Origin of the sequence: Pantoea vagans (genome assembly GCF_004792415.1) — a bacterium.
In the GTDB taxonomy this organism is placed as follows: Bacteria; Pseudomonadota; Gammaproteobacteria; order Enterobacterales; family Enterobacteriaceae; genus Pantoea; species Pantoea vagans.
Genome location: NZ_CP038853.1, coordinates 1,200,557 through 1,226,580, shown reverse-complemented (window position 1 = coordinate 1,226,580; position 26,024 = coordinate 1,200,557). Strand labels below are relative to the sequence as shown.

At 57.1% G+C, this 26,024-nt stretch carries 26 protein-coding genes; 5 read left to right on the top strand and 21 right to left on the bottom strand.

Annotation, left to right across the window (positions count from 1 at the left end; translation table 11 throughout):
- Positions 1 to 24 precede the first annotated feature (24 nt).
- From cvpA to EGO56_RS05865, 9 genes are all read right to left on the bottom strand, one after another.
- A complete protein-coding gene (cvpA, locus tag EGO56_RS05905) occupies positions 25 to 510 on the bottom strand; it encodes a colicin V production protein (protein ID WP_003854265.1) in 486 nt (161 codons plus the stop codon).
- A 264-nt stretch (positions 511 to 774) separates the two neighbouring features.
- Positions 775 to 1,557 carry a cell division protein DedD gene (gene dedD, locus EGO56_RS05900; protein WP_135907980.1) on the bottom strand — a complete coding sequence of 261 codons (783 nt, stop codon included), beginning with the start codon at positions 1,555 to 1,557 and terminating at the stop codon, positions 775 to 777.
- Positions 1,547 to 2,815 carry a bifunctional tetrahydrofolate synthase/dihydrofolate synthase gene (gene folC / locus EGO56_RS05895; RefSeq protein ID WP_135907979.1) on the bottom strand — a complete coding sequence of 423 codons (1,269 nt, stop codon included), beginning with the start codon at positions 2,813 to 2,815 and terminating at the stop codon, positions 1,547 to 1,549. The genes dedD and folC overlap by 11 nt, the downstream gene beginning before the upstream one ends.
- Before the next feature lie 94 nt (positions 2,816 to 2,909).
- Positions 2,910 to 3,824 (bottom strand): acetyl-CoA carboxylase, carboxyltransferase subunit beta, encoded by a 915-nt coding sequence (gene accD / locus EGO56_RS05890; protein ID WP_013358592.1) that lies wholly within the window; start codon positions 3,822 to 3,824, stop codon positions 2,910 to 2,912.
- A 144-nt stretch (positions 3,825 to 3,968) separates the two neighbouring features.
- Positions 3,969 to 4,631: a DedA family protein gene (locus EGO56_RS05885; RefSeq protein WP_033783739.1), complete on the bottom strand. Its 663-nt coding sequence runs from the start codon at positions 4,629 to 4,631 to the stop codon at positions 3,969 to 3,971.
- Positions 4,632 to 4,660: 29 nt separating this feature from the next.
- The gene (gene truA / locus EGO56_RS05880) at positions 4,661 to 5,464 is read right to left on the bottom strand and encodes a tRNA pseudouridine(38-40) synthase TruA (RefSeq protein WP_135907977.1); all 804 of its coding nucleotides are present in this window, start codon (positions 5,462 to 5,464) and stop codon (positions 4,661 to 4,663) included.
- A gap of 2 nt (positions 5,465 to 5,466) precedes the next feature.
- Positions 5,467 to 6,474: an aspartate-semialdehyde dehydrogenase gene (locus tag EGO56_RS05875; protein ID WP_013358595.1), complete on the bottom strand. Its 1,008-nt coding sequence runs from the start codon at positions 6,472 to 6,474 to the stop codon at positions 5,467 to 5,469.
- 174 nt (positions 6,475 to 6,648) lie between these two features.
- Entirely contained in the window at positions 6,649 to 7,782 is a 1,134-nt protein-coding gene (pdxB, locus tag EGO56_RS05870) for a 4-phosphoerythronate dehydrogenase PdxB (RefSeq protein WP_135907975.1), read from the bottom strand.
- 55 nt (positions 7,783 to 7,837) lie between these two features.
- Complete coding sequence (locus EGO56_RS05865; RefSeq protein ID WP_135907973.1) at positions 7,838 to 8,617, bottom strand: AraC family transcriptional regulator; 780 nt, start codon at positions 8,615 to 8,617, stop codon at positions 7,838 to 7,840.
- Between the two features lie 108 nt (positions 8,618 to 8,725).
- On the opposite strand from EGO56_RS05865, the gene EGO56_RS05860 reads away from it, so the two are divergent.
- The 3 genes from EGO56_RS05860 (at position 8,726) to EGO56_RS05845 (ending at position 11,790) form a co-directional block, all read left to right on the top strand.
- On the top strand, positions 8,726 to 9,625 hold the full coding sequence (locus EGO56_RS05860) for a DMT family transporter (protein WP_033733395.1): 900 nt from the start codon (positions 8,726 to 8,728) through the stop codon (positions 9,623 to 9,625).
- Between the two features lie 213 nt (positions 9,626 to 9,838).
- Positions 9,839 to 10,885: a flagella biosynthesis regulator Flk gene (gene flk / locus EGO56_RS05855; protein WP_033733397.1), complete on the top strand. Its 1,047-nt coding sequence runs from the start codon at positions 9,839 to 9,841 to the stop codon at positions 10,883 to 10,885.
- Between the two features lie 320 nt (positions 10,886 to 11,205).
- Positions 11,206 to 11,790, top strand: coding sequence for a hypothetical protein (locus EGO56_RS05845; RefSeq protein ID WP_135907971.1), 585 nt, complete (start codon positions 11,206 to 11,208; stop codon positions 11,788 to 11,790).
- 49 nt (positions 11,791 to 11,839) lie between these two features.
- Here the strand turns inward: EGO56_RS05845 and EGO56_RS05840 are convergent, their stop codons facing one another.
- Positions 11,840 to 12,385: a hypothetical protein gene (locus EGO56_RS05840; protein WP_420371897.1), complete on the bottom strand. Its 546-nt coding sequence runs from the start codon at positions 12,383 to 12,385 to the stop codon at positions 11,840 to 11,842.
- 174 nt (positions 12,386 to 12,559) lie between these two features.
- Positions 12,560 to 13,780: a beta-ketoacyl-ACP synthase I gene (gene fabB / locus EGO56_RS05835; protein ID WP_033783746.1), complete on the bottom strand. Its 1,221-nt coding sequence runs from the start codon at positions 13,778 to 13,780 to the stop codon at positions 12,560 to 12,562.
- Positions 13,781 to 13,934: 154 nt separating this feature from the next.
- On the opposite strand from fabB, the gene mnmC reads away from it, so the two are divergent.
- A complete protein-coding gene (gene mnmC, locus EGO56_RS05830) occupies positions 13,935 to 15,941 on the top strand; it encodes a bifunctional tRNA (5-methylaminomethyl-2-thiouridine)(34)-methyltransferase MnmC2/FAD-dependent 5-carboxymethylaminomethyl-2-thiouridine(34) oxidoreductase MnmC1 (RefSeq protein WP_135907969.1) in 2,007 nt (668 codons plus the stop codon).
- A gap of 33 nt (positions 15,942 to 15,974) precedes the next feature.
- Here the strand turns inward: mnmC and EGO56_RS05825 are convergent, their stop codons facing one another.
- Genes EGO56_RS05825 through prmB form a run of 6 tightly spaced genes read right to left on the bottom strand, consistent with a single transcriptional unit; the run spans position 15,975 to position 20,561 of the window.
- Positions 15,975 to 16,259 (bottom strand): YfcL family protein, encoded by a 285-nt coding sequence (locus EGO56_RS05825; RefSeq protein WP_003854283.1) that lies wholly within the window; start codon positions 16,257 to 16,259, stop codon positions 15,975 to 15,977.
- 32 nt (positions 16,260 to 16,291) lie between these two features.
- Positions 16,292 to 16,837 carry an elongation factor P hydroxylase gene (locus tag EGO56_RS05820; protein ID WP_041457001.1) on the bottom strand — a complete coding sequence of 182 codons (546 nt, stop codon included), beginning with the start codon at positions 16,835 to 16,837 and terminating at the stop codon, positions 16,292 to 16,294.
- A gap of 19 nt (positions 16,838 to 16,856) precedes the next feature.
- The gene (locus EGO56_RS05815) at positions 16,857 to 17,660 is read right to left on the bottom strand and encodes a sulfite exporter TauE/SafE family protein (RefSeq protein ID WP_013358606.1); all 804 of its coding nucleotides are present in this window, start codon (positions 17,658 to 17,660) and stop codon (positions 16,857 to 16,859) included.
- An 8-nt stretch (positions 17,661 to 17,668) separates the two neighbouring features.
- On the bottom strand, positions 17,669 to 18,493 hold the full coding sequence (gene mepA, locus EGO56_RS05810) for a penicillin-insensitive murein endopeptidase (RefSeq protein ID WP_061063025.1): 825 nt from the start codon (positions 18,491 to 18,493) through the stop codon (positions 17,669 to 17,671).
- A 4-nt stretch (positions 18,494 to 18,497) separates the two neighbouring features.
- Positions 18,498 to 19,583: a chorismate synthase gene (aroC, locus tag EGO56_RS05805; protein WP_013358608.1), complete on the bottom strand. Its 1,086-nt coding sequence runs from the start codon at positions 19,581 to 19,583 to the stop codon at positions 18,498 to 18,500.
- A 45-nt stretch (positions 19,584 to 19,628) separates the two neighbouring features.
- Positions 19,629 to 20,561, bottom strand: coding sequence for a 50S ribosomal protein L3 N(5)-glutamine methyltransferase (prmB, locus tag EGO56_RS05800; protein ID WP_033783751.1), 933 nt, complete (start codon positions 20,559 to 20,561; stop codon positions 19,629 to 19,631).
- A 159-nt stretch (positions 20,562 to 20,720) separates the two neighbouring features.
- Between prmB and smrB the strand changes: the two genes are divergently transcribed.
- A complete protein-coding gene (gene smrB, locus EGO56_RS05795) occupies positions 20,721 to 21,269 on the top strand; it encodes an endonuclease SmrB (protein WP_013358610.1) in 549 nt (182 codons plus the stop codon).
- Between the two features lie 28 nt (positions 21,270 to 21,297).
- On the opposite strand, the gene sixA is transcribed toward smrB, so the two are convergent.
- From sixA to EGO56_RS05775, 4 genes are all read right to left on the bottom strand, one after another.
- Positions 21,298 to 21,780, bottom strand: coding sequence for a phosphohistidine phosphatase SixA (gene sixA, locus EGO56_RS05790; protein WP_013358611.1), 483 nt, complete (start codon positions 21,778 to 21,780; stop codon positions 21,298 to 21,300).
- A 224-nt stretch (positions 21,781 to 22,004) separates the two neighbouring features.
- Positions 22,005 to 24,101 (bottom strand): fatty acid oxidation complex subunit alpha FadJ, encoded by a 2,097-nt coding sequence (fadJ, locus tag EGO56_RS05785; RefSeq protein ID WP_135907967.1) that lies wholly within the window; start codon positions 24,099 to 24,101, stop codon positions 22,005 to 22,007.
- A complete protein-coding gene (fadI, locus tag EGO56_RS05780) occupies positions 24,101 to 25,411 on the bottom strand; it encodes an acetyl-CoA C-acyltransferase FadI (RefSeq protein ID WP_135907965.1) in 1,311 nt (436 codons plus the stop codon). Before fadI ends, fadJ begins: the two co-directional genes overlap by 1 nt.
- Positions 25,412 to 25,569: 158 nt before the next feature.
- Positions 25,570 to 25,866 carry a YfcZ/YiiS family protein gene (locus tag EGO56_RS05775; RefSeq protein ID WP_081093852.1) on the bottom strand — a complete coding sequence of 99 codons (297 nt, stop codon included), beginning with the start codon at positions 25,864 to 25,866 and terminating at the stop codon, positions 25,570 to 25,572.
- Positions 25,867 to 26,024 lie beyond the last annotated feature (158 nt).

The window sequence follows — 26,024 nt, the reverse complement described above, 5'->3', positions numbered from 1 at the left end:
CATTTAGCCGCACACCCGGTCACATCACCGGGGTAAAAAACTCGACGTGCTTTTCAGGTAATCAAAGAACCACCTGATGATATAACTGAACTCGGGAATGAGTTGAGACTGTTGCCAGTCCGGACTTTTGGAAAAGCCAGTGAATGTATCAAGGAAGAACAGCAAAGCGGCTACGATCAGCACACCACGCAACGCCCCGAAACAGACGCCCAACACCCGGTCGGTTCCCGACAGGCCGGTTTTTTCCACCAGCGTGCCGATAACGTAGTTCACAATGGCGCCCACAATCAGGGTCGCCACAAACAGCACACCGATGGCAATACCGTTACGAACCAGTTCGTCGTCAAAACCTGTAAACCAGACTGCAAGGTAGGCGTAGTAATGACTGGCGACAAAAAACGCGCATCCCCAGGTAACGAGAGATAAGGCTTCCCGGACAAACCCACGAACCAGGCTGACCAGAGCCGAAAAACCAACTACCGCAATAATGACGTAATCAATCCAGATCATGAACTCTTCCAGCGCCAGTGCAATTGCACCCCTGCATCCAGTTCGGGGCGCATTCTAACAGAAAAAGAAAACGTTTGCGTAGCGGTTTTCTTTTTCTGCATCCATAAAAAAGGCGATGAAAAAAACCGCAATCGCCCTTGTGATTCTCAGCCGGACAGGCCGTTGAAAATCGTCACTATTTTATGCGGCAGTGCGCGTTAAGCGTAGTGCCTGCCCGGCAAAAGACGCTGCCTGTTACTGCTATCGGCAGCGCCAATCACCGCGCTAGCGGGCGCTGTACGGCTTAACGACACCGCCCAGTCCTGAGATGTTTTTCAGTTCACCCACTGCACTCTGCATTTTAGCTTTCGAGGCATCAGGGCCAACGTAGATACGGGTAATCTGACCCTGAACCGGCGTTGACGGCACGGTAAAGGCGCGATAGCCCGACAGCCGCAACTGCGCGACAATCTCATTTACCTTGCTGGCGTTCTTCAGCGCACCTAACTGCACCACATAAGCCTGCCCCGCCGGAGCCGTGGTCTCTGCCGCTTTTGGCGCTTCTTCCTGCTTCGGCTGCTCAACCGCTTTAGGTTGCTCAACCGGCTTCGGTTTAGGCTGCTCCACGACTTTTGGCTTCTGCTGTTCAACCGGCTTCTGCTTAGGCTGCTCGGTGACTTTAGGTTTCTGCTGCTCTGCCACTTTCGGCTTCGTCACCGTCTGCACAGGCACAGACTGATGAACCGGCGGCGGCGAGACCACGACCGGATCGCTCTCTTCATCCGGCTGCGTCCGTCCCTGCTCCGCCGTGGCGTTGGTTTTACCATTGCCATTGCTGCTATTGACGGCACTGCCTGCGCCTTCCGGCGGCTGAGCGGGCAGCGACTGGGTTACCGGCGGCACCATTTCGCTGTCCTGCTGATCGTCAGGTTTCGGCACCAGCGGAATGGCGGCGAACTCCTCTTTGTAATGCTTTTTCTGACCATCCAGCAGCCCTGGCAGCACAATCACGCCAACGGCGACCAGAATAACGGTGCCGACTAAACGGTTCTGAAACTTACTTGCCACGTCCTTTCTCCGTTTCAATCGATTCCATGACCTGTGCCACCGTGTGGAATGAACCACAGACCAGCACAGTGTCCTGCGGCGCAGCCCGCTCGCGCGCCTGCTGCCAGGCGAGTTCAACCGAACCAAAGGCCTCGCCCTGCGGCAGCGCATCCAGCAACTGCTCTGCACTGGCACCGCGCGGACCGTCAAGCGGTGCACAATACCAGGCATCAACCATTGGAGCCAATGCCGCGAGCGTTCCGGCGATATCTTTATCATGCAGCATGCCCACGACGGCATGTACTTTGCCGCGTTTCGGCAGCGCCGCCAGACGCGACGCCAGATAGCCTGCCGCGTGCGGGTTATGAGCGACATCCAGAATCACGCGCGGTGATTCACTTATCGTCTGAAACCGCCCTGGCAGCATCGCCAGCGGCAGGCTGGCGCGAATCTGCGTCTCACTGACCTTGAGCCCTGAGACCCGCAGCGCCACCAGCGCGGTCGCCGCGTTTGGCAGTGGCACCTGAGGCAGCGGCAGATCGTTCAGCTCGCCCTGCGCATCACGCAGCGACCAGCTTTCGGCCTGCGCATGCCAGGACCAGTCGCGGTTGCGCTGTAACAGCTGAGCGCCTTTTTCCTGTGCGACCACAGCGATGCTGTGTGGCATATCGGGTTCACCGACGACTGCCGGTTTCCCTGCCCGGAACACACCCGCTTTCTCGCGCCCGATGCTTTCGCGATCCGGGCCCAGCCAGTCGGTGTGATCCAGCGCGATGCTGGTGACTACGGCGACATCGGCATCCACGATGTTGGTGGCATCCAGTCGTCCACCGAGGCCGACTTCGAGGATCACCACATCCAGTTGCGCCTGGCGGAACAGATTCAGCGCGGAGAGCGTACCAAATTCGAAGTAGGTCAGCGAAATATCAGCCCGTCCGGCTTCAATCTCCGCAAAGCTGGCGCAGTGCTGCGCTTCACTCAGCTCCTCGCCCTGAACCCTGACGCGTTCGGTATAACGCACCAGATGCGGCGAGCTATAGACGCCAACGCGGTAGCCCACAGCGATCAGCAGCGTTTCCAGGGTGCGACAGGTGGTGCCTTTGCCATTGGTACCGGCCACGGTAAAGACAAACGGAGCGGGTTTCAGCAGGTCGAGACGAAGTGCTACCTGACGAATACGGTCCAGACCCAGTTCGATGGCCTGAGTATGCAGGTGCTCAAGATAATAAAGCCACGTGGCCAAAGGCGACGTGGCTTGAGGAAGGTGAAGATTGTCCATATGTCCCGTTTTGCTTATTTATACCTGGCAGACTGGTGCTGCGGTATACGGTGCATTGGTAAGAGGCGCGACAGGCGCGCCTCTCTATCTCCTGTCAGGCCTCGTTGCTTTCCGATTCAGTCGTCGCGGGAGCGGACGGTTCACCGTCATGCAGCGGTGCCGGCAGGTTCATCATTTTGGCCAGCAGGCTTGCCAGTTTGTAACGCATTTCCGGGCGGCGGATGATCATATCAATCGCGCCCTTCTCAATCAGGAACTCACTGCGCTGGAAGCCCGGCGGCAGTTTTTCACGCACGGTCTGCTCGATAACGCGTGGGCCGGCAAAGCCGATGAGCGCTTTAGGCTCCGCGATGTTGAGGTCACCCAGCATGGCGAAACTGGCCGAAACACCGCCCATGGTCGGGTCAGTCAGCACGGAAATGTAGGGCAGACCGCGCTCGCGCATTTTGGCCAGAGCCGCACTGGTTTTCGCCATCTGCATCAGCGACTGCAGCGCTTCCTGCATACGGGCACCGCCGCTGGCGGAGAAGCAGATCAGCGGACAGTTATCTTCCAGCGCCTGCTCAACTGCACGTACAAAACGTGCACCGACGACAGAGCCCATTGAACCGCCCATAAAGGCAAATTCAAAAGCTGCCGCAACCACCGGCATACTGTGCAGCTGACCTTTCATCACGATCAGCGCATCTTTCTCGCCGGTATCTTTCTGTGCGGCGACCAGACGATCTTTGTACTTCTTGGAGTCGCGAAACTTCAGCAGATCTTTGGGTTCAAGTTCACTGCCAAGCTCAACCATCGTTCCCTGATCGAGGAAACTGCCGAGGCGCTCACGCGCGTGCATACGCATGTGGTGGTCACACTTCGGGCAAACCTCAAGATTACGCTCCAGCTCGGCGCGGTAGAGAACCTGGCCACAGCTGTCGCACTTGGTCCAGACCCCTTCCGGGATGCTGGCTTTGCGCGTTGGCGTCGTGGTGCTTTTATTAAGAATGCGTTCAATCCAGCTCATTGATGACCTTTCTGTTTAAAACTGACCTGGTCCAGTCGTCTTGATACTGCTGAAAACCGCTTCAGCAGACGGTAAATGTCGCTCATTAAACCACAACCTGTTCAGACTGTGGATAAAAATCTGGTCTTACCCCTGAGCGAAGTCTTACGGCAGCTTCTGCTGCTTCGCCTGACGGCGATGACGCCAGACTTCAATTACACCCGGCAGAATCGAGACCAGGATAATGCCCACAATCAGCAGCTTCAGGTTTTCCTGCACCACCGGCAGATCGCCAAACAGGTAGCCGGCATAGGAGAACAGCAGCACCCATAACAGCGCACCGGTCACGTTGAACAGCGCGAAGTGGCGATAGGACATGTGGCCCATACCGGCAACAAACGGCGCAAACGTGCGGACAATCGGCACAAAGCGCGCCAGAATAATGGTTTTTCCGCCGTGACGGGCATAAAACGCATGGGTTTTATCCAGATGGCTGCGACGGAAAATCTTCGAGTTCGGATTACTGAACAACCGCTCGCCAAACAGGCGGCCAATGGTGTAGTTCACTGCATCGCCCAGCACCGCGGCCACCACTAACAGTGCCACCATCACATGCACATTGAGATCGTTACCCGGCAGTGCAGCCAGTGCACCCGCCACAAACAGCAGCGAATCGCCTGGCAGGAAAGGCGTCACAACCAGCCCGGTTTCGCAGAACAGAATCAGGAACAAAATAGCGTAAATCCAGATACCGTACTGTGCAACCAGCTCGGCCAGATGCACATCGATGTGCAGAATAAAATCGACCAGAAAATGGAGAAACTCCATAGCGCGCCCTTTTAAGTCCTGAAAGTGAATTAATCCGCGAGGAACAACGGTCCCATCAACGGCTGTGGTAACGCAAAGTGGGATGGGTAATCCACCGCCACCAGATACAACCCCTCTGCCCGGGCTGTGGCTGCGGCTAATGTCCGATCCTTCGCCGCCAGCAGCGTTGCCATCCATGACTCCGGCTTATTGCCGCAGCCTATCTCCATCAGGCTGCCCACGATATTGCGCACCATGTGATGCACAAACGCGTTGGCTTTAATATCCACAATCACGTAGGGACCCTGACGCGTAACGTTGAGGTGAATCACGTTGCGCCAGGGTGTACGTGACTGGCACTGCATCGCGCGGAATGAGGTGAAATCATTCTCGCCTAACAAACATTGCCCGGCGCGCTGCATCTTCTCTGCATCCAGTGGATGGTAAAAGTGCGTCACGCCCTGCGCCAGCACCGCCGGACGCAGACGCTGATTGTAGATCAGGTAGCGATAGCGTCGGGCCGTGGCGCTGAAGCGGGCATGAAATTCATCCGGCACCGCTTTCACCCAGCGCACGGCAATATCTGCCGGCAGATTGGCGTTGACGCCCAGCGTCCAGGCGCCATCAGGCCGCTGCGATGTGGTTTCGAAATGGACCACCTGCCCCGTGCCGTGCACGCCCGCATCGGTGCGGCCAGCGCAAAAAATGCTGACCGGATGATCGGCAACTTTCGACAGCGCGCGCTCTACCTTCTCCTGCACGCTGCGGACTTCATTCTGGCGCTGCCAGCCGTAGTAACGACTGCCGTCATACTCGATGCCGAGCGCCAGTTTTTGCGTCTGACCATCGGACATGCTTACAGATACTCCTGAACCAGTTTCTCAGCAGTTTTCACCGCCATCAGCGCGCCGCCAAAACGAATGTTGTCCGCCACTGACCAGAACTGCAGCAGCTCCGGAATACCGTAGTCGTTGCGCACTGCGCCGATGCTCAGTTCGCCGTTGCCAGACGCATCCGTCACCGGCGTCGGCACGTCATCCTCTTCGCTCAGACGAATATCTGACGCCAGCGCCAGCTCGGCACGCGCTTCTTCCGCAGAGAGCGGGCGCAGGTTTTCGATATGCACAATCTGCGCATTACCGTAGAACACCGGGGCCTGAACGCTGCTGACCGCAATCGGTAAGCCTTCGTCCTGCAGGACTTTGCGCACCTGATCAATCAGACGACGTTCACTCTCCACGCTGCCTTCTGCGTCGGCCTGTTGTGGCATCAGGTTAAACGCGAGCTGACGACCAAAGTGATGTTCATCAGCCGGAATACCATTCAGCAGGCGGGCACTTTCCCCCGCCAGCGCATCGACCGCCACTTTGCCGTAGCTGGAAACTGAGATCAGATTCGTCACCTGTAAACGGCTCAGCCCGGCAGCATCTACCAGCGGTTTAATCGCGGTCAGCAGCTGGCTCACCAGGTTGTCCGCCACGCTGATGATATTGCGATTACGATAATCGGCCAGCACCTGCGGGTTCACATCCGGCACCACCAGCGGCACATCGGGTTCCAGCGCAAACAGCTCACTGCTGTCGATCACCAGACAACCCGCATTGGCCGCTTCATCGGCAAAACGTGCCGAGGCGTCACGGCCTGCCACGAAAAAGGCCAGCTGCGCCTGTGACCAGTCGAACGTCTCTGCGTTGTCGACCCGTACCGAGCGGCCCTCGTAACGCTTGATTTCGCCCGCGCTGTTTTCGCTGGCCAGCAAATATAATTCACCAACCGGGAACTGGCGTTCCGCCAGCAGTTCCAGTACAGCGTTCCCTACTGCGCCTGTCGCGCCAAGTAGCGCAATATTCCAGCCGTCAGACATGTTGGTTTACTCCAGACAATGACATAAAAACAGAAGGCGGTGATATTCACCGCCCAGGGATTCAGATTTATCCCCCCCCGAAACCTGCCGCCACACTGGCAGGCATGGATTACGCGCGTTTTCTGGTCACCGACTGATTCAGTGCAGAAAACGGTGCCATGCCTGCAGCGCCCGTTACTTCGGAGAGTAGATTGCGTTAAAGCCCAGCTGGTTCAGCATCTCAGCCGTTGAGGCGTCATCACAGTTGACCTGCAGCGAAGACCATTCGCGGCGCTCCAGATACTGCTTGCGCAGGCGATCAAACTCGCCGGGTTTCGCCGCCACTTTACGTAGCGGGGCATCATCGCGGCGCACATCATACACCAGATGCGCCAGGCGTTTCAGTGTTGGCTGATCCAGCGGGCCATTCAGGGTAATTTCACTGAATTCCGGCTCCGGCAGTAAGGTGCTGAGCGGCACCTGCTGCGGCTGACCGATAAAGTCACACCAGGCTTCAAAGACCTGCGTGGTGCCGCGTGCTTTGCCTTCCAGCGTGTAGCCCGCAATGTGCGGCGTGGCGATGTCGACCTTATCCAGCAGCGCCAGCGAGAGATCCGGCTCCGGCTCCCAGACGTCCAGCACCACGCTGAGGTCATGGCGCATTTTCAGCACCTCCAGCAGCGCGCCGTTGTCCACGACCGGGCCGCGACAGGCGTTGATCAGGATGGTGTTGGGCCTCAGCGCCATCAGCAGCGCTGCATCCGCCAGATGCCAGCTTTTGTAGGGGCCGTCTTTAAACAGCGGCGTGTGGAAGGTCAGAATATCTGCCTGCTCTGTCACCGCCTCCAGTGACAGGAACTCGCCTACGTCACCGCGATCGGCGCGTGGTGGATCGCACAGCAGGGTTTTGATGCCCCAGGCTTCCAGCCGCTTCTGCAGCCGCCCGCCAACGTTACCGACGCCGACAATGCCGACTGTGCGGTCACGCAGCTCAAAACCATCGCGCTCCGCCAGCAGCAGCAGCGCAGAGAAAACATATTCCACCACCGCGATGGCGTTACAACCGGGAGCGGCAGAGAACGCAATGCCCGCCTGCTGCAGCCAGTTCTCGTCGATATGATCGGTGCCCGCCGTCGCGGTGCCGACAAATTTCACCGGCTTTCCAGCCAGCAGCGATTCATTCACCTGGGTGACTGAGCGCACCATCAGGCCATCGGCATCGGCCAGTTCAGCCACCGGCAGCGGACGCCCTGGCACCGCGACCACATCGCCGGTGCGGCTGAATAACTCACGGGCATAAGGCATATTTTCATCGACCAGAATTTTCACCACGGCTTTCCTGTCTGTTACATGTGAGGCAATTATTCTGGCACAAAGCGACGCGTTAGCCTAACCGCGCACGGTAGCGATCGGGCGTGGTGCCTGCCTGTTGCTGGAACATCACAATCAGCGCCGAGGCGGAACTGTATCCCAGCTCATGGGCGATACTCTGCACGCTTTCTCCCTGCTCCAGCAGCACGATGGCGCGCAGAAACCGCAGGCGCTGCCGCCACTCACCAAATGTCATATGCAGATGCTGCTGGCAGCGCCGCGCCAGCGTCCGTTCGGTGGTAAAGACCCGCGCCGCCCAGCCCGCCAGCGTGGTGTTATCGCCAGGATGCGCTTCCAGTGCATGTAACACCGGTGCCAGAAATTTATCATCTGAAGTCGGTAGATAACTCTCCTGCACCTGCGCCAGCTTCAGACGATCGCGCAGCACCTCGCACAGCCGCCACTGCGCATCCGTTGCGGGTTGCTCGATTTGCTGCTCAGCGAAATCGTCCATGATGGCGTGTGCAATGGGATCCACCAGCATCAGACAGGCGCGCCGGGGTAAATCGGTGCAGAGCGAGGCCGCCAGATTAAAGGTGCGGAACTGCGCCTGACGATGGTTATAGCTACTGTGCAGCTGACCTGGCGGGATCCAGACCGGAATGTCGGCCGGCGTCAGCAAGCGCTCGCCCTTGACCTGCATCTCCAGGACGTGGCTTTTCACCATGATCAGCTGGCCCCAGGCATGTGAATGTGGCAGATATTCGGTGCGGGCATTGGCCTGTTCATAGCGCATAAAGTAGCGTAGCTGCGGTGCATTCACCGGCGGCTGGTAGGTCACTTTCAGGCTCATTCTGTCCGCTCACTCGCTCATTTTGTCCGATATTAACTATCTGGATAAATCCGGACAAGCGTACACTGCGCCTCATTAATGGCGTGTGATGATGTATGGAGAGTCAGCATGTTTTTCCTGTACCCACTCTTTGCGGTGATGATCTGGTCGATCAACTCAATTGTCAGCAAACTGTCGGCCAGTGCGATCGATCCGGCAGCGATCTCATTCTATCGCTGGCTGCTGGCGCTGCTGGTGCTGACCCCCTTTGTGCTGCCTGGCGTGTGGCGCACGCGTAAGATCATCAGACCGCACCTCTGGCGGCTGGCGATCCTTGGGCTGCTCGGCATGGTGCTCTATCAGAGCCTCGCCTATTACGCCGCACACAGCGTCAGCGCGCTCTTTATGGGCATTATCGGCGCGCTGATTCCGCTGCTCACCGTGCTGCTGAGCGTGGTTATCCTGCGAATTGCGCCAACGCTCGGTATCCTGCTCGGCAGTGTCATCTCTTTTTGCGGGCTGGTGTGGCTGGTCAGTGAGGGTGACGTGATGCAACTGCTGAATCACGGTATGGGAAAAGGTGAACTGATGATGCTGGCCGCTTCCACCTCTTATGCGCTGTATGGCGTCCTGACCAAACGCTGGGCGCTGCCACTGCCAATCTGGCAGAGTCTCTATGTGCAGATCGTATTCGGCGTATTGCTGTTACTGCCCGGCTTTTTACTGGCGCCAGACGTGTCGCTAAACTGGCATAACCTGCCACTGGTGGCGTTTGCCGGACTGTTCGCCTCCATCATCGCGCCCTTTTTATGGATCCATGGCGTGCAGCGCCTTGGGGCCAGCACCACCAGCATCTTTATGAATCTGACGCCACTGTTCACCGCGTTGATCGCCGTGCTGTTTCTGCATGAGCAACTGCACAGTTACCACTGGATTGGCGGGGGTCTGACGCTGGGCGGTGTGATACTGGCGCAGCGGCTGCGTACACCTTTAACCCGGCATAAACCGGTAACTCAGCCACCATCCTGAATCGCACCCTCTGCGGATGACGGAGGATGGCTGCGGTGAGTAAAGATGCAGCTGAAGATAATGGTAAATAAAGGCGGCTGAGGTTCACAACTGAAGCGTAAATCTCGCGCCGAAACGCGAGTCCCCCGTGGGATTTCCCGGGGGCTTTTGCTATCATGGCCTATTCGTTTTCCGGCGCACCCCACGCTGTTCTGCTTTCCCAAGGAATCCGCCATGCAACCTCTCAGCGGCCCCGGTGCGCCGGTCGATCGTTCATCTGTCAATCCGCAAACCGGCGTGCCCCGTCACGGTTCTGTGGCGGGCGAACAACCTCTCTCCCCTGCCCAGCGCACGACGCTAGAGCGCCTGATCGTGCGTATCTTATCGCTCAGCAATCTTAAAGCGCCTGAACTCTGGGCGGGCGTCCGTCATGAAGTGGGTGTAAAGAGTGAAGCCGAGTTACAGTCGCGTCATTTTCCGGCGGCAGAACAGTATCTGAATAGTCGCCTGACGCAGGCGCAGAACGGGCATGGCACCCGCCAGCTGATGACTCAGCTCACCGAGCTGCTGCCGAAAGGTAATAACCGCCAGGCCGTCAGCGATTTTATCCGTCAGCAGTTTGGTCAGACCGTCCTGAGCGCGCTGAGCCAGGATCAGCTGCGCCAGGTGCTGACAATGCTGCAGAACGGACAGATGACGATTCCCCAGCCGCAGCAGATCCGCGTCAGCGATCGCACGTTGCTGCCTGCCGAGCACCATACCCTGAATCAGCAGGTGGTGCGCCTGGCCGCCGCCACCGGCGAATCCACCGGTAAGCTGTGGTCGGCGGCGCTGAAACTGGTGAATCTGACCAGCGGCGACCCGATTCCCTCACGCCACTTCCCGCTGCTGACACAATATCTGCAGGTGCGCCAGACGCTGAGTCAGCACAGCGCGCCGACGCTGCAACTGCTGGAAGCGTCCCTGAAGCAGCCGCTCGATCAGCAGGAACGGCAGCAGCTGGAGGATTACAGTCAGCAGCGTTTTCAGGCGACGCCGCAGATGGTTCTGACCACGGCACAGACGCAGGATCTGCTGAACTTCCTGTTCAGCCGTCGCGCTGACCGGGCAGAAAAACTTCTCGAGCAGCCGCTGGCACCCAGCGAGATTAAACCTCAGCCAATCTGGTCGCCGTTTGTTGCATCGCTGCCGCCCGCGATACAGCCGCTGGCGCAGCGTCCCCTGCTGGGATTCTTTGTCGCACTGGTGGTTATCACGCTGTTACTCTGGCTGGTACTCTGAGTCAGCAGCCACAGGATGCTATGGGCGCGGCGGCAGGCCATTCGCCCGCTGCATCACCCCAGGTCAGCGGAATCAACCTTTATCTGATGTTTTGGCCCCCGATTTACCGGATTGAAGCGCTTTTACTCATGATACCAGGTGACGCCTGAGCAGCAGCGTGCATCGTTCACAGGGTAACGCCGCGATTGGATATGGCGAATCATTACCCTGTTGGTTTAGTCAGATCTGCGCCTCGTGTATTTTTTTATTCTATTCGTCCTGTCTTCCGTTCTTCTCATGCGAAATGAGGTACTGTATTATCCTGCTTTAATTCAATGGAGATGAATATTTTGAAATTTTATTTTATTCCAGCAATTTTCCTTTGTGCAGCTTCATTATCCGCTTGCACCGCTTTTGATAAGTTTGATAAGTATGCCAACGGCCGTTACTATGAAATGTATACCGTTAGCAATCTTTCTGCCTGCAACTACAAAGTCAAATTTACCGACTGCGCGGAAAAGATGGATTTCGACATTAAGATATCGGATGACAACAATAAAATTGCGCTGTCAAAATATATTAATCACAACGACGAGGTTAGCTATCTCGGTTTCACCCGAGATAATTATGCAGCACAAACTCAACCCATACGTGACTTTTTAGCATGGGCAAAGCGCAACGCGACTGACAATAAACGTATCGTGATGAAACGCCCGGCAGGTAATATTGCGGGCTATTTATTTGAAAATACTGAGGTGGATTACAGCTTTGATTTTGTGCATACGCGAGCAGATGTGCCGATGCTGGTGATAAATGTTTCAAAAAGCACGCGCTATTACGGCTTTACCGTCCAGGAAGCGGAAAAAATGCTGGAAACCCTGGATAGTTGGTATGGCAAGCGTTTTATCGGCAAGCAGTTTACCTGACACCGGTTAGGTGCGAGCCTCGCTGTCAGCAGCGAGGCTCTCCTGCCCATCAAAAATGCTGTAACCGAAAAGAGCCGTCTTCACAGTTATCCAGTTTAAGATTCTCTACCGGCTTGCGATCATAATATCCTTTATCCGTTTTATAAACTTCCACCACTGAGAGGCTGCGCGGCGTATACGGACTGGTGAAAAGCCCGGTCACGTAATAAAACGAACCGACTTTAGGCCGAAATGAGACGGTATCATAGGCGCCATTGGGTTGGATCATGCGAATGGCTATATTATCTTTTGCGCTTACCCAAAATTCCCGACGGAGTTCTGGCGTCTCCGGGATTTCAGGGAACCCCAGCAGCTTATTATTTAATTGCGTCTGAAAGCCAATGGCATTGTTGGTGTAACCATTATCTTTGGCGTCCAGATTGACACAGGTTTTGGTTTCAGGATAAACGCGAATGTAATCCAGATTTCGGTTATCGAATGTAATTCCAACGCGGTCACCGGTTTCCACATCCTGGAGTTTATGACTATAGGTCGCGACTGAACACCCGGTTAAATTTAAAATCATCCCTGCGGCAAACACCCATTTTTTAAACACATCAGCTCCTTTGACTAACATTATCACTTATTTTTTCTTGCCTGATCGGCCTTTGAATTATCAGAAGGCTTTTTATAAATAAAAACTAATCGATTTTCAACAACGAAACGTAGTTAAATAATTAGATGCGAAAAAAAGGCCGCAATGGCGGCCTTATGTCAAATTGTTGAGCGATTATGCCTGATATTTACGCATGGTCAGGGTGGCGTTGGTGCCGCCGAAACCAAAGCTGTTAGACATCACGGTGGTCAGCTCTTTTTCCATCGGCGCAGTGACGATGTTCATACCGGTTGCGGCAGCGTCCAGCGAGGTGATGTTGATGCTTGGCGCAATAAAACCATGCTCCAGCATCAGCAGCGAGTAGATCGCTTCCTGCACGCCAGCGGCACCCAGTGAGTGGCCGGTCATCGCTTTGGTGGCAGAGATGTATGGCGTGTTATCGCCAAATACTTCACGAATCGCACCCAGCTCTTTCACATCACCTACCGGAGTAGAGGTTCCGTGGCTGTTCAGATAGTCGATTGGCGTATCGACACCGTTCATCGCCATCTTCATGCAGCGCACTGCACCTTCACCTGATGGGGCAACCATATCTGCACCGTCTGACGTCGCGCCGTAACCGACGATTTCGGCATAGATGTGCGCACCACGTGCCAGCGCATGCTCCAGCTCTTCAACCACCACCATGCCACCGCCACCGGCGATAACAAAGCCGTCGCGCTCATTGTCATAAGTACGTGACGCTTTCTCTGGCGTGTCGTTGTAACGGGTAGAGAGCGCGCCCATGGCGTCGAACTCACAGGCCATTTCCCAGCACAGCTCTTCGCCGCCGCCCGCAAAAACGATATCCTGTTTGCCGAGCTGAATCTGCTCAACGGCATTACCGATACAGTGCGCAGAGGTGGCACAGGCGGAGCTAATCGAGTAGTTTACGCCATGAATTTTGAATGGCGTGGCGAGGCAGGCAGAAACGCCAGAGGCCATCGCTTTGGTGACCACATAGGGGCCAACCGCTTTCAGGCCGCGTGGGCTGCGCATAGCATCCGCACCAAACACCTGGAAGCGTGGAGAACCGCCGCCTGAACCCGCAATCAGACCCACACGTGGGTTGCTCTGATACATTTCAGTGGTGAGGCCGGAATCTTTAATCGCTTCTTCCATGGAAAGATAAGCATAGATGGACGCATCACTCATAAAACGCACAACTTTGCGATCGATGAGGCCGGTGGTATCTAATTTAACGTTACCCCAGACGTGACTACGCATGCCGGAATCTTTCATCTCTTCAGAAAAGGTGATGCCAGAGCGTCCTTCACGCAGAGATGACAGCACCTCTTGCTGGTTATTACCAATACTGGAAACGATCCCTAAGCCAGTAATCACAGCACGTTTCATTCAATCTTCCTCATCCACTTCTTCTTAATTGGCATGCACTCTAGCGTACACTTGTACGCCGAACAAGTCCGATCAGCTATTTCCTTTTGTAAATTTGCGTCATGTCACGTGGGTCGTTAGAATCGCGCCACTGCCTGAAAAACGAGCCTTTACCGTGAAATTAACCCCGGTTGAACATGCACAGCTAAACTGGAATGAACAGGGTACACCTGTTTCCCGAGCGTTTGGTGACGTCTATTTCTCTAATGACAATGGTCTGGAAGAGACACGCTATGTCTTCCTTGGCGGCAACGGTTTTCCCGGGCGTTTTGCAGCGCATCCGCGCGATCTGCTGATCGTGGCGGAAAGCGGATTTGGCACCGGCCTCAACTTTCTGACGCTGTGGCAGGCGTTCGATGCGTTTCAGCGCGAACAGCCTGATGCCACGTTAAAACGTCTGCACTTCATCAGCTTTGAGAAATTTCCGTTAACCCGTGAAGATCTGGCTGCTGCGCAGCAGCACTGGCCGGAACTGGCTCCATGGGCAGAGGCATTACAGGCACAGTGGCCCGCGGCCCTGCCCGGCTGTCAGCGTCTGCTGTTTGACGGGGGACGGATCACGCTCGACCTGTGGCTGGGCGATATTAACCAGCTGATGGGAGAGCTGGATGAGAGCCTGTATCGTCAGGTGGATGCCTGGTTCCTGGATGGCTTCGCACCGTCGAAGAACCCGGATATGTGGACGCCGGAACTGTTCGGCATGATGGCAAAGCTGGCGCGTCCACAAGGCACCTTCGCAACCTTTACCGCCGCAGGCATCGTGCGGCGTGGTCTGCAGGAGGCAGGCTTTACCGTTATCCGCCGCAAGGGATTTGGCCCGAAGCGTGAAATGCTGTGCGGACCATTGCAGGATGCGCCTCCGTTACCCAGCCCGCAGCCCTGGTATCATCGTCAATCTGCGGAGCAGCGTGATGTTGCCCTGATTGGCGGCGGCGTCGCCAGTGCCACCTTAGCGCTGGCGCTGCTGCGTCGCGGCTGGCGGGTCACCCTTTACTGTGCCGACGAAGCACCCGCGCTGGGCGCGTCCGGTAATCGTCAGGGCGCGCTTTATCCGCTGCTCAACCAGCACGACCCGGCGCTCGCCACCTTTTTCCCGGCGGCCTTCAGCTTCGCCCGTCGGCTCTACGATCAGTTAACCGTCACCTATGAGCATCACTGGAGCGGCGTGCTTCAACTGGGCTGGGATGAGAAAAGCCGTAAGAAGATTGATCAGATGCTGGCGATGGGCCTGCCTGAATCCATCGCTCGGGGCGTGGATGTCGCAGAGGCGGAGAAACTGGCGAATGTTGACCATGGCTGTAGCGGCATTTTCTACCCTGAAGGTGGCTGGCTCGCACCAGCCGAGCTGACCACCGCGCTGCTGGCTTATGGCGAAACCCAGGGTTTACGCATTCACTGGCTGCACCGGGTGAGCAGCCTTTCACGGGATGATGATCACTGGACGCTGACGTTCAGCGATCGCCCGGCGGTCCGTCATCCGACGGTGGTGCTGGCTAACGGCCATGCGATTGCCGACGTTGCGCAGAGCGCCCCGCTGCCAACCTATCCGGTGGCCGGTCAGGTGAGCCATGTTCCGTCAACCCCAGGCCTCGACGCGCTGCAGACCGTGCTCTGTTACGACGGCTATCTGACGCCCGTCAGCCCGCAGTTCGGCACCCACTGTATCGGTGCCAGCTATCATCGTGGCGAAACCGCAACGGATTACCGGGAAGAGGATCAGCAGGAGAACCGCAGCCGACTGCTGGATTGCCTGCCTGACCGTCGCTGGGCAGAGAGCGTGGATGTCAGTAGCGGTGAGGCAAGGATGGGTGTGCGCTGCGCTACGCGGGATCACCTGCCGATGGTGGGTGGCGTGCCGGATTATGACGCTACGCTTATGCAGTACGCTGATTTACCGGCTCAGCTGGCCGCAAGTCACGATATCGCTGATGCGCCCGATCTGGCGGGCCTGTATCTGTTTGGTGCGCTGGGATCGCGCGGCCTGTGCAGTGCGCCGCTGGCAGCCGAAGTGCTGGCAGCCCAGCTGACGGGCGAGCCGCAGCCGCTGGACGCGAGTACGCTGGCAGCGCTTAATCCGAATCGTTACTGGGTGAGGAAATTACTGAAGGGAAAAGCAGTTTAGCCGATGCTGAGGGCGGCACGCCGCCCTGCAACGTTATGCGGAGAGCTGGCGTGCCTGAACAAACAGGTTGTCCCACATTCCGACCACTAATGCCTGGTCGCGCGGTGAGAGTTCTCCGGCAGCGATGGCATTTTGCAGGCTGCGGGAGACCTGAATCTGCAGCGCTTCTGGCGTATGTTCGCCCAGTTGCTCTACTTCGGCCACAGCCAGTGTCAGATGCCCGCGCAGATAACCGCTGGCGAACAGCTCATCGTCACTGGCATGCTCGACCATGTCGTCAATCAGGGCCAGAATACGCGCTTCAAATTCTGCGATCATCTCAATTCCTCTATTAATAATGCCTTCCTGCATCACAGATCGTCCGGCCAGGGAAACTGTGACGCTGTTAATGAAGGCCTGCCATAAAATTCCGCCAGAGCGGTAATAAAACGCGCGGGACGGTCGGGAATGCCCGACGTCAGATAGCTCATGACCTGAGCATGCACTTTACGCTGGAACGCAATGCGATCCGGCTCACAATCTCCGTCGAGATTGTCACAACTCACGTTGAAGGGAAAGCCTGCCGCCATACAAAACATCCACTCCAGTGCCTGCGGCTTCACTTCAACCGCTTCAAACTGACTCTGGGTCAGTGCATCGCGGCCATCCGGGCAGTACCAGTAGCCAAAATCGACCAGTTTGCGGCGTGCTTCACCGGCAATGCACCAGTGAGAGATCTCATGCAGGGCGCTGGCGTAAAAGCCGTGGGCAAAGACCACACGGTTCCACGGCGACTCCGCATCAGCAGGAAGATAGATCGGTTCATCGTCGCCTTTAATCAGGCGGGTCTGAAATTCATCGCTGAAGCAGCGATCAAACAGCGTGATCAGCTGTTCATAATGATGGGTCGGGTTCATGACGGTATCGCGTTTCAGGTTACGAATGCAGCGTGGCAAGCCAGGCCATAACTTCGCTGCCGTGGCTATCCCACAGTAATTTAATGCTCATGACGGCAGAAACAATCACCACCATCGGGCGGATCAGCTTCTGTCCGCGGCTCAGCACCAGCCGTGCGCCCAGACGCGCACCACAGAAGGCACCGAGCATCATGATCAGACCAGTTCCCCACACCACTTTGCCGCCGAACATAAAGAACAGCAGGCTGCCCATGTTTGAGGTGAAGTTGAGTACCTTGGCATGCGCGGTCGCTTTGGCCAGGTTGTAGCCGCAGAGGGTAACGAAAGCCAGCGCATAAAACGAGCCTGCGCCCGGCCCGAAAAATCCGTCATAAAATCCCACTGCCCCGCCGCCCACCAGCGCATAAGGCAGGCCGTGCAGGCGGCGCGCCTGATCGACTTCGCCCAGCTTTGGCATCAGCAGGAACCACAGGCCAATCGCGATCAAAAACAGCGGCAGCATCTGGCGCAGGAAGTCAGCCTGCAGGCGCTGAATCAGTATCGCGCCCAGAATGGACCCCAGCAGCGTCATGGCGATGTTCAGCCACTGCTCATTCAGATTGACCGCACCACGCCGCACAAAGTAGAGGCTTGCGGAAAACGATCCGCCAACCGATTGCAGTTTATTGGTCGCCAGCGCCTGCGCCGGAGAGAGGCCCGCTGCCAGCAGTGAAGGTACCGTCAGTAGCCCCCCACCACCGGCGATGGAGTCAATAAAACCAGCCAGCATGGCGATTAAAAACAGCAGCCCGACCAGCAGCGGGCTGACAACAAACCACTCCATGGAATCCCTTACAGTAAATGTTTATCCAGCAGAGCCTGACAGGCAGGCGGTAATGGCGGCGGCTCACGTTTCACCGGTGCGCCTGAACCCGGCTGTTTCGGCAGGAACCAGCTCTGCAACTCGGCGCCACAACCATCGCCAGCCGGCGGTGCGGGCTGATCTTCACAGCCGATACTGCCCGCCGGGCACCGCAGTCGCACATGCATATGGGCACGATGCGCGAACCACGGGCGCACTTTCCGCAGCCAGTCGCGATCGTTACCCGCGTCAGCACAAAGCTGCTTTTTAATCGCCGGATTAACGAAGATGCGCGTAACATCGTCATCTTTCGCCGCGAGTTTGATCAGGCTGTCAATTTCCGGCTGCCAGTGGCGGGCAATCACATTTTTGTCACCCGGCCCGACCAGATCCAGCGGCTGCGGCTTCAGCAACTGCTGCGCGCTCCAGCGTGTTTTTGGCAGTTGCAGCCAGATATCGACATCCAGCCCGGTCTGGTGACTGGCGTGACCGCTGCTGAAGCGCCCACCTGCGGCCATGCCCATATCGCCAATCAGCACGTTACCCAGTTGCAGGTTATGCACCTGGGTGCTGAGCCGCTGAATAAACTGAATCAGATCGGGATGGCCGAAGTAGCGCCGCTGATCCTGACGCATCACCTGATAGTGCGGTGAATTCAGCGGCAGTGCCTGTGCGCCGACGATACAGCCGTTGGCGAAGCCACCAATTGACTGGGGTGCGCCACTGATCGGCTGCTGGATCTGTTGCCACGGCGTTGCGGCCAGGCTGGAGGCACTGATCAGCAGCGCGCTCAGAGTAAGCAAAATAGCCTTCATGCCATCACCAGCGCGGTACAGAGCTGTTGACGTCACCGTTCTGCGCCCGCTGGCGCAGCAGATGATCCATCAGGACGATCGCCATCATCGCTTCGGCGATCGGCACAGCGCGGATCCCGACGCAGGGATCGTGGCGACCTTTGGTGATCATCTCCACCTCTTCGCCGTCGCGGGTAATGGTTTTACCTGGCACGGTGATGCTGGAGGTCGGTTTCATCGCCAGATTAGCGCTGATGGTCTGCCCGCTGCTGATGCCGCCCAGAATGCCGCCGGCGTGGTTGCTCTGGAAACCGTCGTGGCGGATCTCGTCACGATGCTGACTGCCGCGCTGGTTAACCACCGCAAAGCCGTCGCCAATTTCGACGCCTTTCACCGCGTTGATACTCATCAGCGCGTGCGCCAGATCGGCGTCCAGTCGGTCAAAGACCGGCTCGCCCAGGCCTGGCGGCACGTTGTCTGCCATAACCGTGACTTTGGCACCGATGGAGTCGCCCTCTTTTTTCAGGCCGCGCATCAGTTCATCCAGCGCCTCGAGCTTGTCGGCATCCGGGCAGAAGAACGGGTTCTCTTCCACGATGCTCCAGTCTTTCAGCTCACAGGCGACATCACCAATCTGCGACAGATAGCCACGTACCACGACACCGTGTTTCATCTGCAGATATTTTTTGGCAATCGCACCAGCCGCCACGCGCATCGCGGTTTCACGCGCCGATGAGCGGCCGCCGCCACGATAGTCGCGCTGACCATATTTCTGCTCGTAGGTGTAATCAGCATGGCCCGGACGGAAGAGATCTTTGATGGCACCGTAATCCTGCGAGCGCTGATCGGTGTTCTCAATCAGCAGGCCGATCGAGGTGCCGGTGGTCACACCCTCAAAGACACCGGACAAAATTTTCACCTGATCCGGCTCGCGGCGCTGCGTGGTATAGCGCGACGTGCCAGGACGGCGGCGATCGAGGTCATGCTGAATATCTGCTTCGGTCAGCGGGATGCCTGGCGGCACACCGTCAACGATACAGCCCAGTGCCAGACCGTGGGACTCGCCAAAGGTCGTTACTCGAAAAAATTGCCCGATGCTGTTTCCGGCCATGCTGTTTCCTTGTCAGAGTTCGGCGGGCGAGGCTTCGCCCCACTTTTAGTCTTTGTAAAAAGAGAAATGGTGTTGTGCGTCGACAATTTGCTGGCGCGTCAGCGTGAAAACGCCGTCGCCGCCGTTGTCGAATTCCAGCCAGGTAAAGGGCACATCGGGATACTGCTCGATCATGTGCACCATGCTGTTGCCCACTTCGCAGACCAGTACGCCCTGCTCGCTAAGATAGTCGGGCGCGCAGGCCAGAATGCGGCGCACCAGCTTCAGGCCGTCGCTGCCAGCCGCCAGGCCCAGCTCCGGCTCGTGACGATATTCGTTCGGCAGATCGTCCATATCTTCCGCATCAACGTATGGCGGATTGGTGACGATCAGATCATATTTCAGCTGTGGCAGTTCGCGGAACAGGTCAGCACGAATCGGCGTCACCTGGTGGATGAGTCCATGCTCTTCAATGTTCTGTTCGGCTACCGCCAGCGCACCGGTGGAGATATCCACGGCGTCCACTTCGGCTTCCGGGAAGGCATAGGCGCAGGCAATTGCGATACAGCCGCTGCCGGTACACATATCCAGAATGTGACGCGGCGGTGTGCTGACCAGACCGGCAAAGCGGTTCTCAATCAGCTCGCCAATCGGTGAACGCGGTACCAGCACGCGCTCATCGACAAAGAATTCGTGCCCGCAGAACCAGGCTTTATTGGTCAGATAGGCGACAGGAATACGCTCGTTAACGCGACGAATGACACGCTCAACGATCAGCAGACGTTCGCTGGCGGTGAGACGCGCACTGCGCATATCTTCAGGAATATCCAGCGGCAGCCAGAGTGACGGCAGGACCAGTTGAACGGCTTCGTCCCAGGGATTGTCTGTGCCATGTCCGTACCAGATTCCGGCAGCGGAAAAGCGGCTTACCGCCCAGCGCAGCATGTCCTGAATGGTGTGCAGTTCGTTCACTGCCTCATCGACGAAAATTTTGTCCACGTAGCCCTCCGCAGGCCTTTTGCTAAATCGGCCAGTAGTGTGCCATGAAGCCGGGGAGAATTCAGCGCAGCAAGGTGAAAAAGCTGACATTTAATGACATTAATCGGTAAGGTATCGCCTATGCTGTGTAGCAGACTTTTCTTAGATAACTGACCCGTCATGAGTAAAAAAACACCCTTAAGCCCGGATGACCAGGCGCTGTTCCGACAGTTGATGACTGGCACGCGTCAGTTGAAACAAGATACTTTCGTGCATAAATTACCGGTTAAAACCCGCGAACTGCCGGTAAAACGTCTGCTTTCAGAGCAGGCGGACAACAGCCATTACTTTTCGGATGAGTTTCAGCCGCTGCTCTCCACCGAAGGCGCCACCCGTTATGTGCGCGCCGATGTCAGCCACTTTGAGCTGAAAAAACTGCGTCGTGGCGACTATACGCCGGAAATTTTCCTCGATCTGCATGGCTTAACGCAGCAGCAGGCCAAGCAGGAACTGGGCGCACTGATCGCCGCCTGCCGCCGTGAACATCTGTTCTGCGCCAGCGTCATGACCGGTCATGGAAAGCATATCCTGAAGCAGCAGACGCCGCTATGGCTGGCCCAGCACCCGTGGGTGATGGCTTTTCACCAGGCACCGAAGCTGTTTGGCGGTGATGCCGCACTGCTGGTTTTGATTGAGATTGAGGAGTGGCAACCGCCTGAGTTGCCGTGAAAGGGGCCGGAGGATCGGCCCACAGACGTCAGATCGCTTTCGCCAGCTTTTTGGGACTGACCTGCCACAGGAGTTTACCGGCATGCTGTGCTGGATCGAATTCCACGCAGGCAATAGCGGAAGTGGCAAACATAGGGGGTGCTTCCTGCGGGCACAGTTCAGAGACTAAATACCCCACCAGCGGTAAGTGAGAGATCACCAGCGCCGATTTCACGCCTTCATTTGCCAGGGTCTGCAGATAGCACCCGACCATTTCCGGATCGCCGCCCGGCGTTAACTCCGGCAGAACATCCTGGTTTTCCGGCAGTGGAAAAGCTTCACGCACGGTCGCGAGAGTTTGCTGCGCGCGTAAATAGGGACTCACCAGGACACGCTCTATGTCCGGCGTCTGGCTGTTGAGCCAGTTGGCCATCTGGCGTGATTCATTGCAGCCACATAAGGTTAAAGGCCTGACTGAATCACTAGCTGCTTCCAGAGCCGCATCGCCGTGACGCATGATAAAAACTTGCATAAAGCACCGCTGTTGTTTGTCGACATCGCCCGACGCCTGGCGCCTGACTCTTCACTCTGCGAATGAACGCTGTGTTTTACCCTAATGGCTTCAGTATAGTCAACCGGTTGTTTATTAAATAAGCGCTTCTCAGAATCATGCTGCGCCGCACACTCTGGCGGCGCTTTTCTAACCCGCTGAATCGGATTGGTTATTCCATTTACAGCATAAATGTAAAATTTCGTCTACTTTGTGGCCGCCTCAACCAGCGCTTCGCAGGGCGTAAATCGCTCGCCATGCTGCTGCATGAGGCGGGTTAATCGGTTGACCACCTCCGCCGCACCCAGTTTGTCCATATAGTGGAACGGCCCCCCCAGGAAAGGCGGAAAGCCGATACCAAACACCGCACCGATATCGCCATCGCGGGCACAGCGAATGACCTGCTCATCGAGGCAGCGGGCCGCCTCATTCAGCATCATCATCATGCAGCGTTCCGCAATCTGCGCTTCGCTCTGTCTGGCCTGCGGCGTGACTTTCAGCAACGTATACAGTGAAGCGTCAGGTTTTTTTCGCTGCCAGCGCGGCTGGTCATAGCGATAAAAGCCTTTGCTGTTTTTACGTCCCTTGCGGCCATCTTTCAGCACCGCATCAAATGCAGCGGGCGCGGCAAAGCGTTCACCATAAGCCTGATGCAGGATGGGACTGATTTTGCTGCCGACGTCGATGCCTATCTCATCCAGCAGCTGAATCGGACCGACCGGAAAACCAGCCTTCACCAGCGCCCGATCGATATGGTCAATCGGCTCGCCCTCCAGCAGGCAACGCATCGCTTCATTTATATAAGGTGTCAGGATGCGGTTAACATAGAAACCTGGCTTGTCCGCCACCACTATCGGCGTTTTGCCCTGGCTGCGCGCCAGCGCCACAATCGTCACCACCGTTGCGGTGGAGGTGTTCAGATGGGGAATCACTTCCACCAGCGGCATTTTATCGACCGGGCTGAAGTAGTGCAGCCCGATGACGTTCTCCGGGCGCTGTGCTTTGGCGGCAATCTCTTCAATCGGCAGCGAAGAGGTGTTAGAAGCAAACAGCGTATGCGGCTGACAGTGGGCTTCCACTTCGCTGACCATCTGCTGTTTGAGTGCTAAATCTTCGAACACGGCTTCGATCACCACATCGCGCTGTGAGAAACCCTGATAATCGATGCCGCCCGTGATGCGGGCCATCTGCTGCTGACGCTGTGCCGGAGTGAGCTGACGCCGTTTAACCTTTTTGCTCAGCAGTTCCCAGCTGGTTTTCAGCGCATGGTTAACGCCTTCCAGGCTGATATCTTTGATGCGCACCGGCAACCCGGCATTGATTGCGGTGACGCTGGCGATGCCACCACCCATCAGACCGCCGCCGAGAATCGCGACACGCTTCACCGCAGCGGGTTCCGCCTCACCGCCCCGCTCCTTCTTCATGGCCGTGGTCGCGAAAAAGATCCCGCGCAAAGCAACAGATTCCGGCGTCATCGCCAGTTCACCGAAGGCACGCGCTTCAGCATCATGTCCGGCCCGGCTACCCTGCTCCAGTCCGATGCGTACTACCTTAATAATGCGGTTTGCCGCCGGATAGTTACCGTGGGTTTTGGCTGCAGTCTGCCGGGTCGCAAGCGCAAACAGCGCCTGACGGCCCACCGGACCGTGCAGCAGACGGTCGCGCAGCGGCAGCGTGCGTCCGCTGACCTTGCCCTTTTTCACCCGTGCGATAGCCGTCTCCAGCAGAATCGCCTGAGGCACCGCGTCATCAACCACCCCCAGCTTACGTGCCTGTTTCGCCCGCAGCGTTTTGCCGGTCAGAATCAGCGGCAGCGCCTGCTGCACGCCAATTAACCGCGGCAGTCGCTGAGTGCCACCGGAACCGGGCAGTAAGCCGAGTTGAACTTCCGGTAATCCGAGACGGGTTTTATCATCAAGCGAGCAGATGCGCGCATCGCAGGCCAGCGCCAGTTCCAGCCCGCCGCCCAGGCAGGCACCATGGATTGCGGCCACTACCGGGAATGGCAGCGCATCAAGCATGGCCATCACTTCCTGCCCCTGTTTTGCCAGCGCTTCGGCTTCCTGCGCGCTCTGACAGCGATCAATCATGCTGATGTCGGCGCCCGCGATAAAACTGTCCGCTTTGCCAGAAATCAGCACCAGGCCTGCCAGCTGAGGATCGCGTCGCGCCTCCGCAATGATGGCGGTAATTTGCCCGGCAAATTCTGCTTTCAGGGTGTTCATCTTCTCGCCAGGGACATCGATTGTAATGATGCCAACGTGATCCAGTCGCATCTTCAGGTGAAACGCATTCTGCTCCATTATTCGGCCTCCAGAACCATTGCCGCACCCAGACCGCCCGCCGCACACGCCGTGACCAGTCCTAACCCGCCACCGCGACGGCGTAATTCATTCAGCGTCTGGGTGATCATGCGCGCGCCCGTGGCGGCAAAAGGATGACCATAGGCGATTGAACCGCCCAGCACGTTAAAGCGCTCTTCATTCACTTCGCCCAGCGCATGCGGACGATTCAGCACCTCACGGGCAAAGCGCTCGTCGCGAAACAGTTGCAGATTGCTCAGCGTCTGGGCCGCAAACGCTTCGTGCATATCGATTAGCGTCAGATCGGCCAGCGTAATCCCGGCGCGATCCAGCGCTATTGGGGAGGAGTACGCCGGACCCAGCAGCATATCCTGCTGTACACTAATCGCGGTAAACGCGTAGCTACGCAGATAGCCCAGCGGCGTGACACCGAGTTCACGGGCGCGGCCTTCGCGCATCAGAATCACGGCGGCCGCGCCGTCGGTGAGTGGCGTGCTGTTGGCCGCCGTGACGCTGCCGTGCTGACGATCAAACGCCGGGCGCAAGCGGGCGTAATCTTCCGCTCTGGCATTCATGCGGACGTTATTGTCCTGGTCGATAGCGGCTTTCCACGGCGGCACAAAGGCTGCCATCACTTCCTGATTGAGTACCCCGGATTGCCAGGCGCGGGCGGCATGCTGATGAGATCGCAGCGCCAGCGCATCCTGTGCCTCACGGGTGATGCCATGACTCTTTGCCATCTGCTCGGCGGTGTCACCCATGCGCAGGCCGGTCGAATATTCTGCCACCGCGGGTGGCACAGGCAGCAGATCGCGCGGACGCAGACGTTTAAGGATGTGCAGTTTTTGCCCAAGGCTGCGGGCTTTATTGAGATCCACCAGCGCGCGGGCCAGTGTTTTACTGACGCCGATTGGCAGTACTGATGAGGAGTCTGCACCTCCGGCAATGCCCGCAGAAATCGTGCCAGCCAGCAGACTTTCTGCCACATTCGCTACCGCCTGGAAACTGGTGGCGCAGGCACGGCTGACGCTATAGGCATCGATGTGCACGTCAAGACCGCTGCTCAGTACAATTTCACGCGCAATGTTCGGCGCTTCCGGCATCTGCACCACCTGACCAAAGACCAGTTGCTCGATCACCTCAGCCGGCAGTTCACTGCGCGCCATTAATTCGCTGACCACCATCCGCCCCAGCTCAATGGCGGGAATGCCATGAAAGCCGGTCGCCTGGCGCAAAAAAGGGGTGCGTAACCCGTGGGTTATTGCGATGCGTTCACCATCACGCGTCAGCAGCGGCTGCGCTTTGCTCATTGTTCTCACCTGTGGCTGGGACTGTGGCATCATTGCCTGAAGAGGTCTGACCTGATCAGTGTTAACCACAAGCGGGTGAGCCGCCAATACCGGAAAGGAAAAAGTGCGAAGGGAGACACGAAAATGAAAAACGCCGCATTAACGCGGCGTTATGAGACTTAACGCAAACCGAGCTGAAAAATCATCGTTTCAGCCTGGCAGCTGAAAGTAAAATCGATATCCAGCTGCACACCCTGATCCACTTCACTGAAGCGCGACTCAATCACACAGGGTTCCGATTCAACTTCACGTGCACGTTCGGTGAGAAGCGCTAATTTGGCTTCCGCATCGGCACGCTGAGCAAACCACTCCGACCAGCTGGCGGTGCAATCGGTATTATCCATCACCGTACCCACATCAACACAACAACAGGCTGCTGTTTCGGTCGCACTGCATTTTTTAATGGCATCAGTCATTTCATTCTCCTGACCAGCGATCTGGTGGGTTGAGCGATTTTATGGCCGAAATTTTACCTGCTCGCGTAAAGATGTGCCATGTACACGGCGCTAAGTGACGAATATCACAATAAAAATTGATCCAGAACAAACTGGAATCGGTATGCTGTGCAGAATCA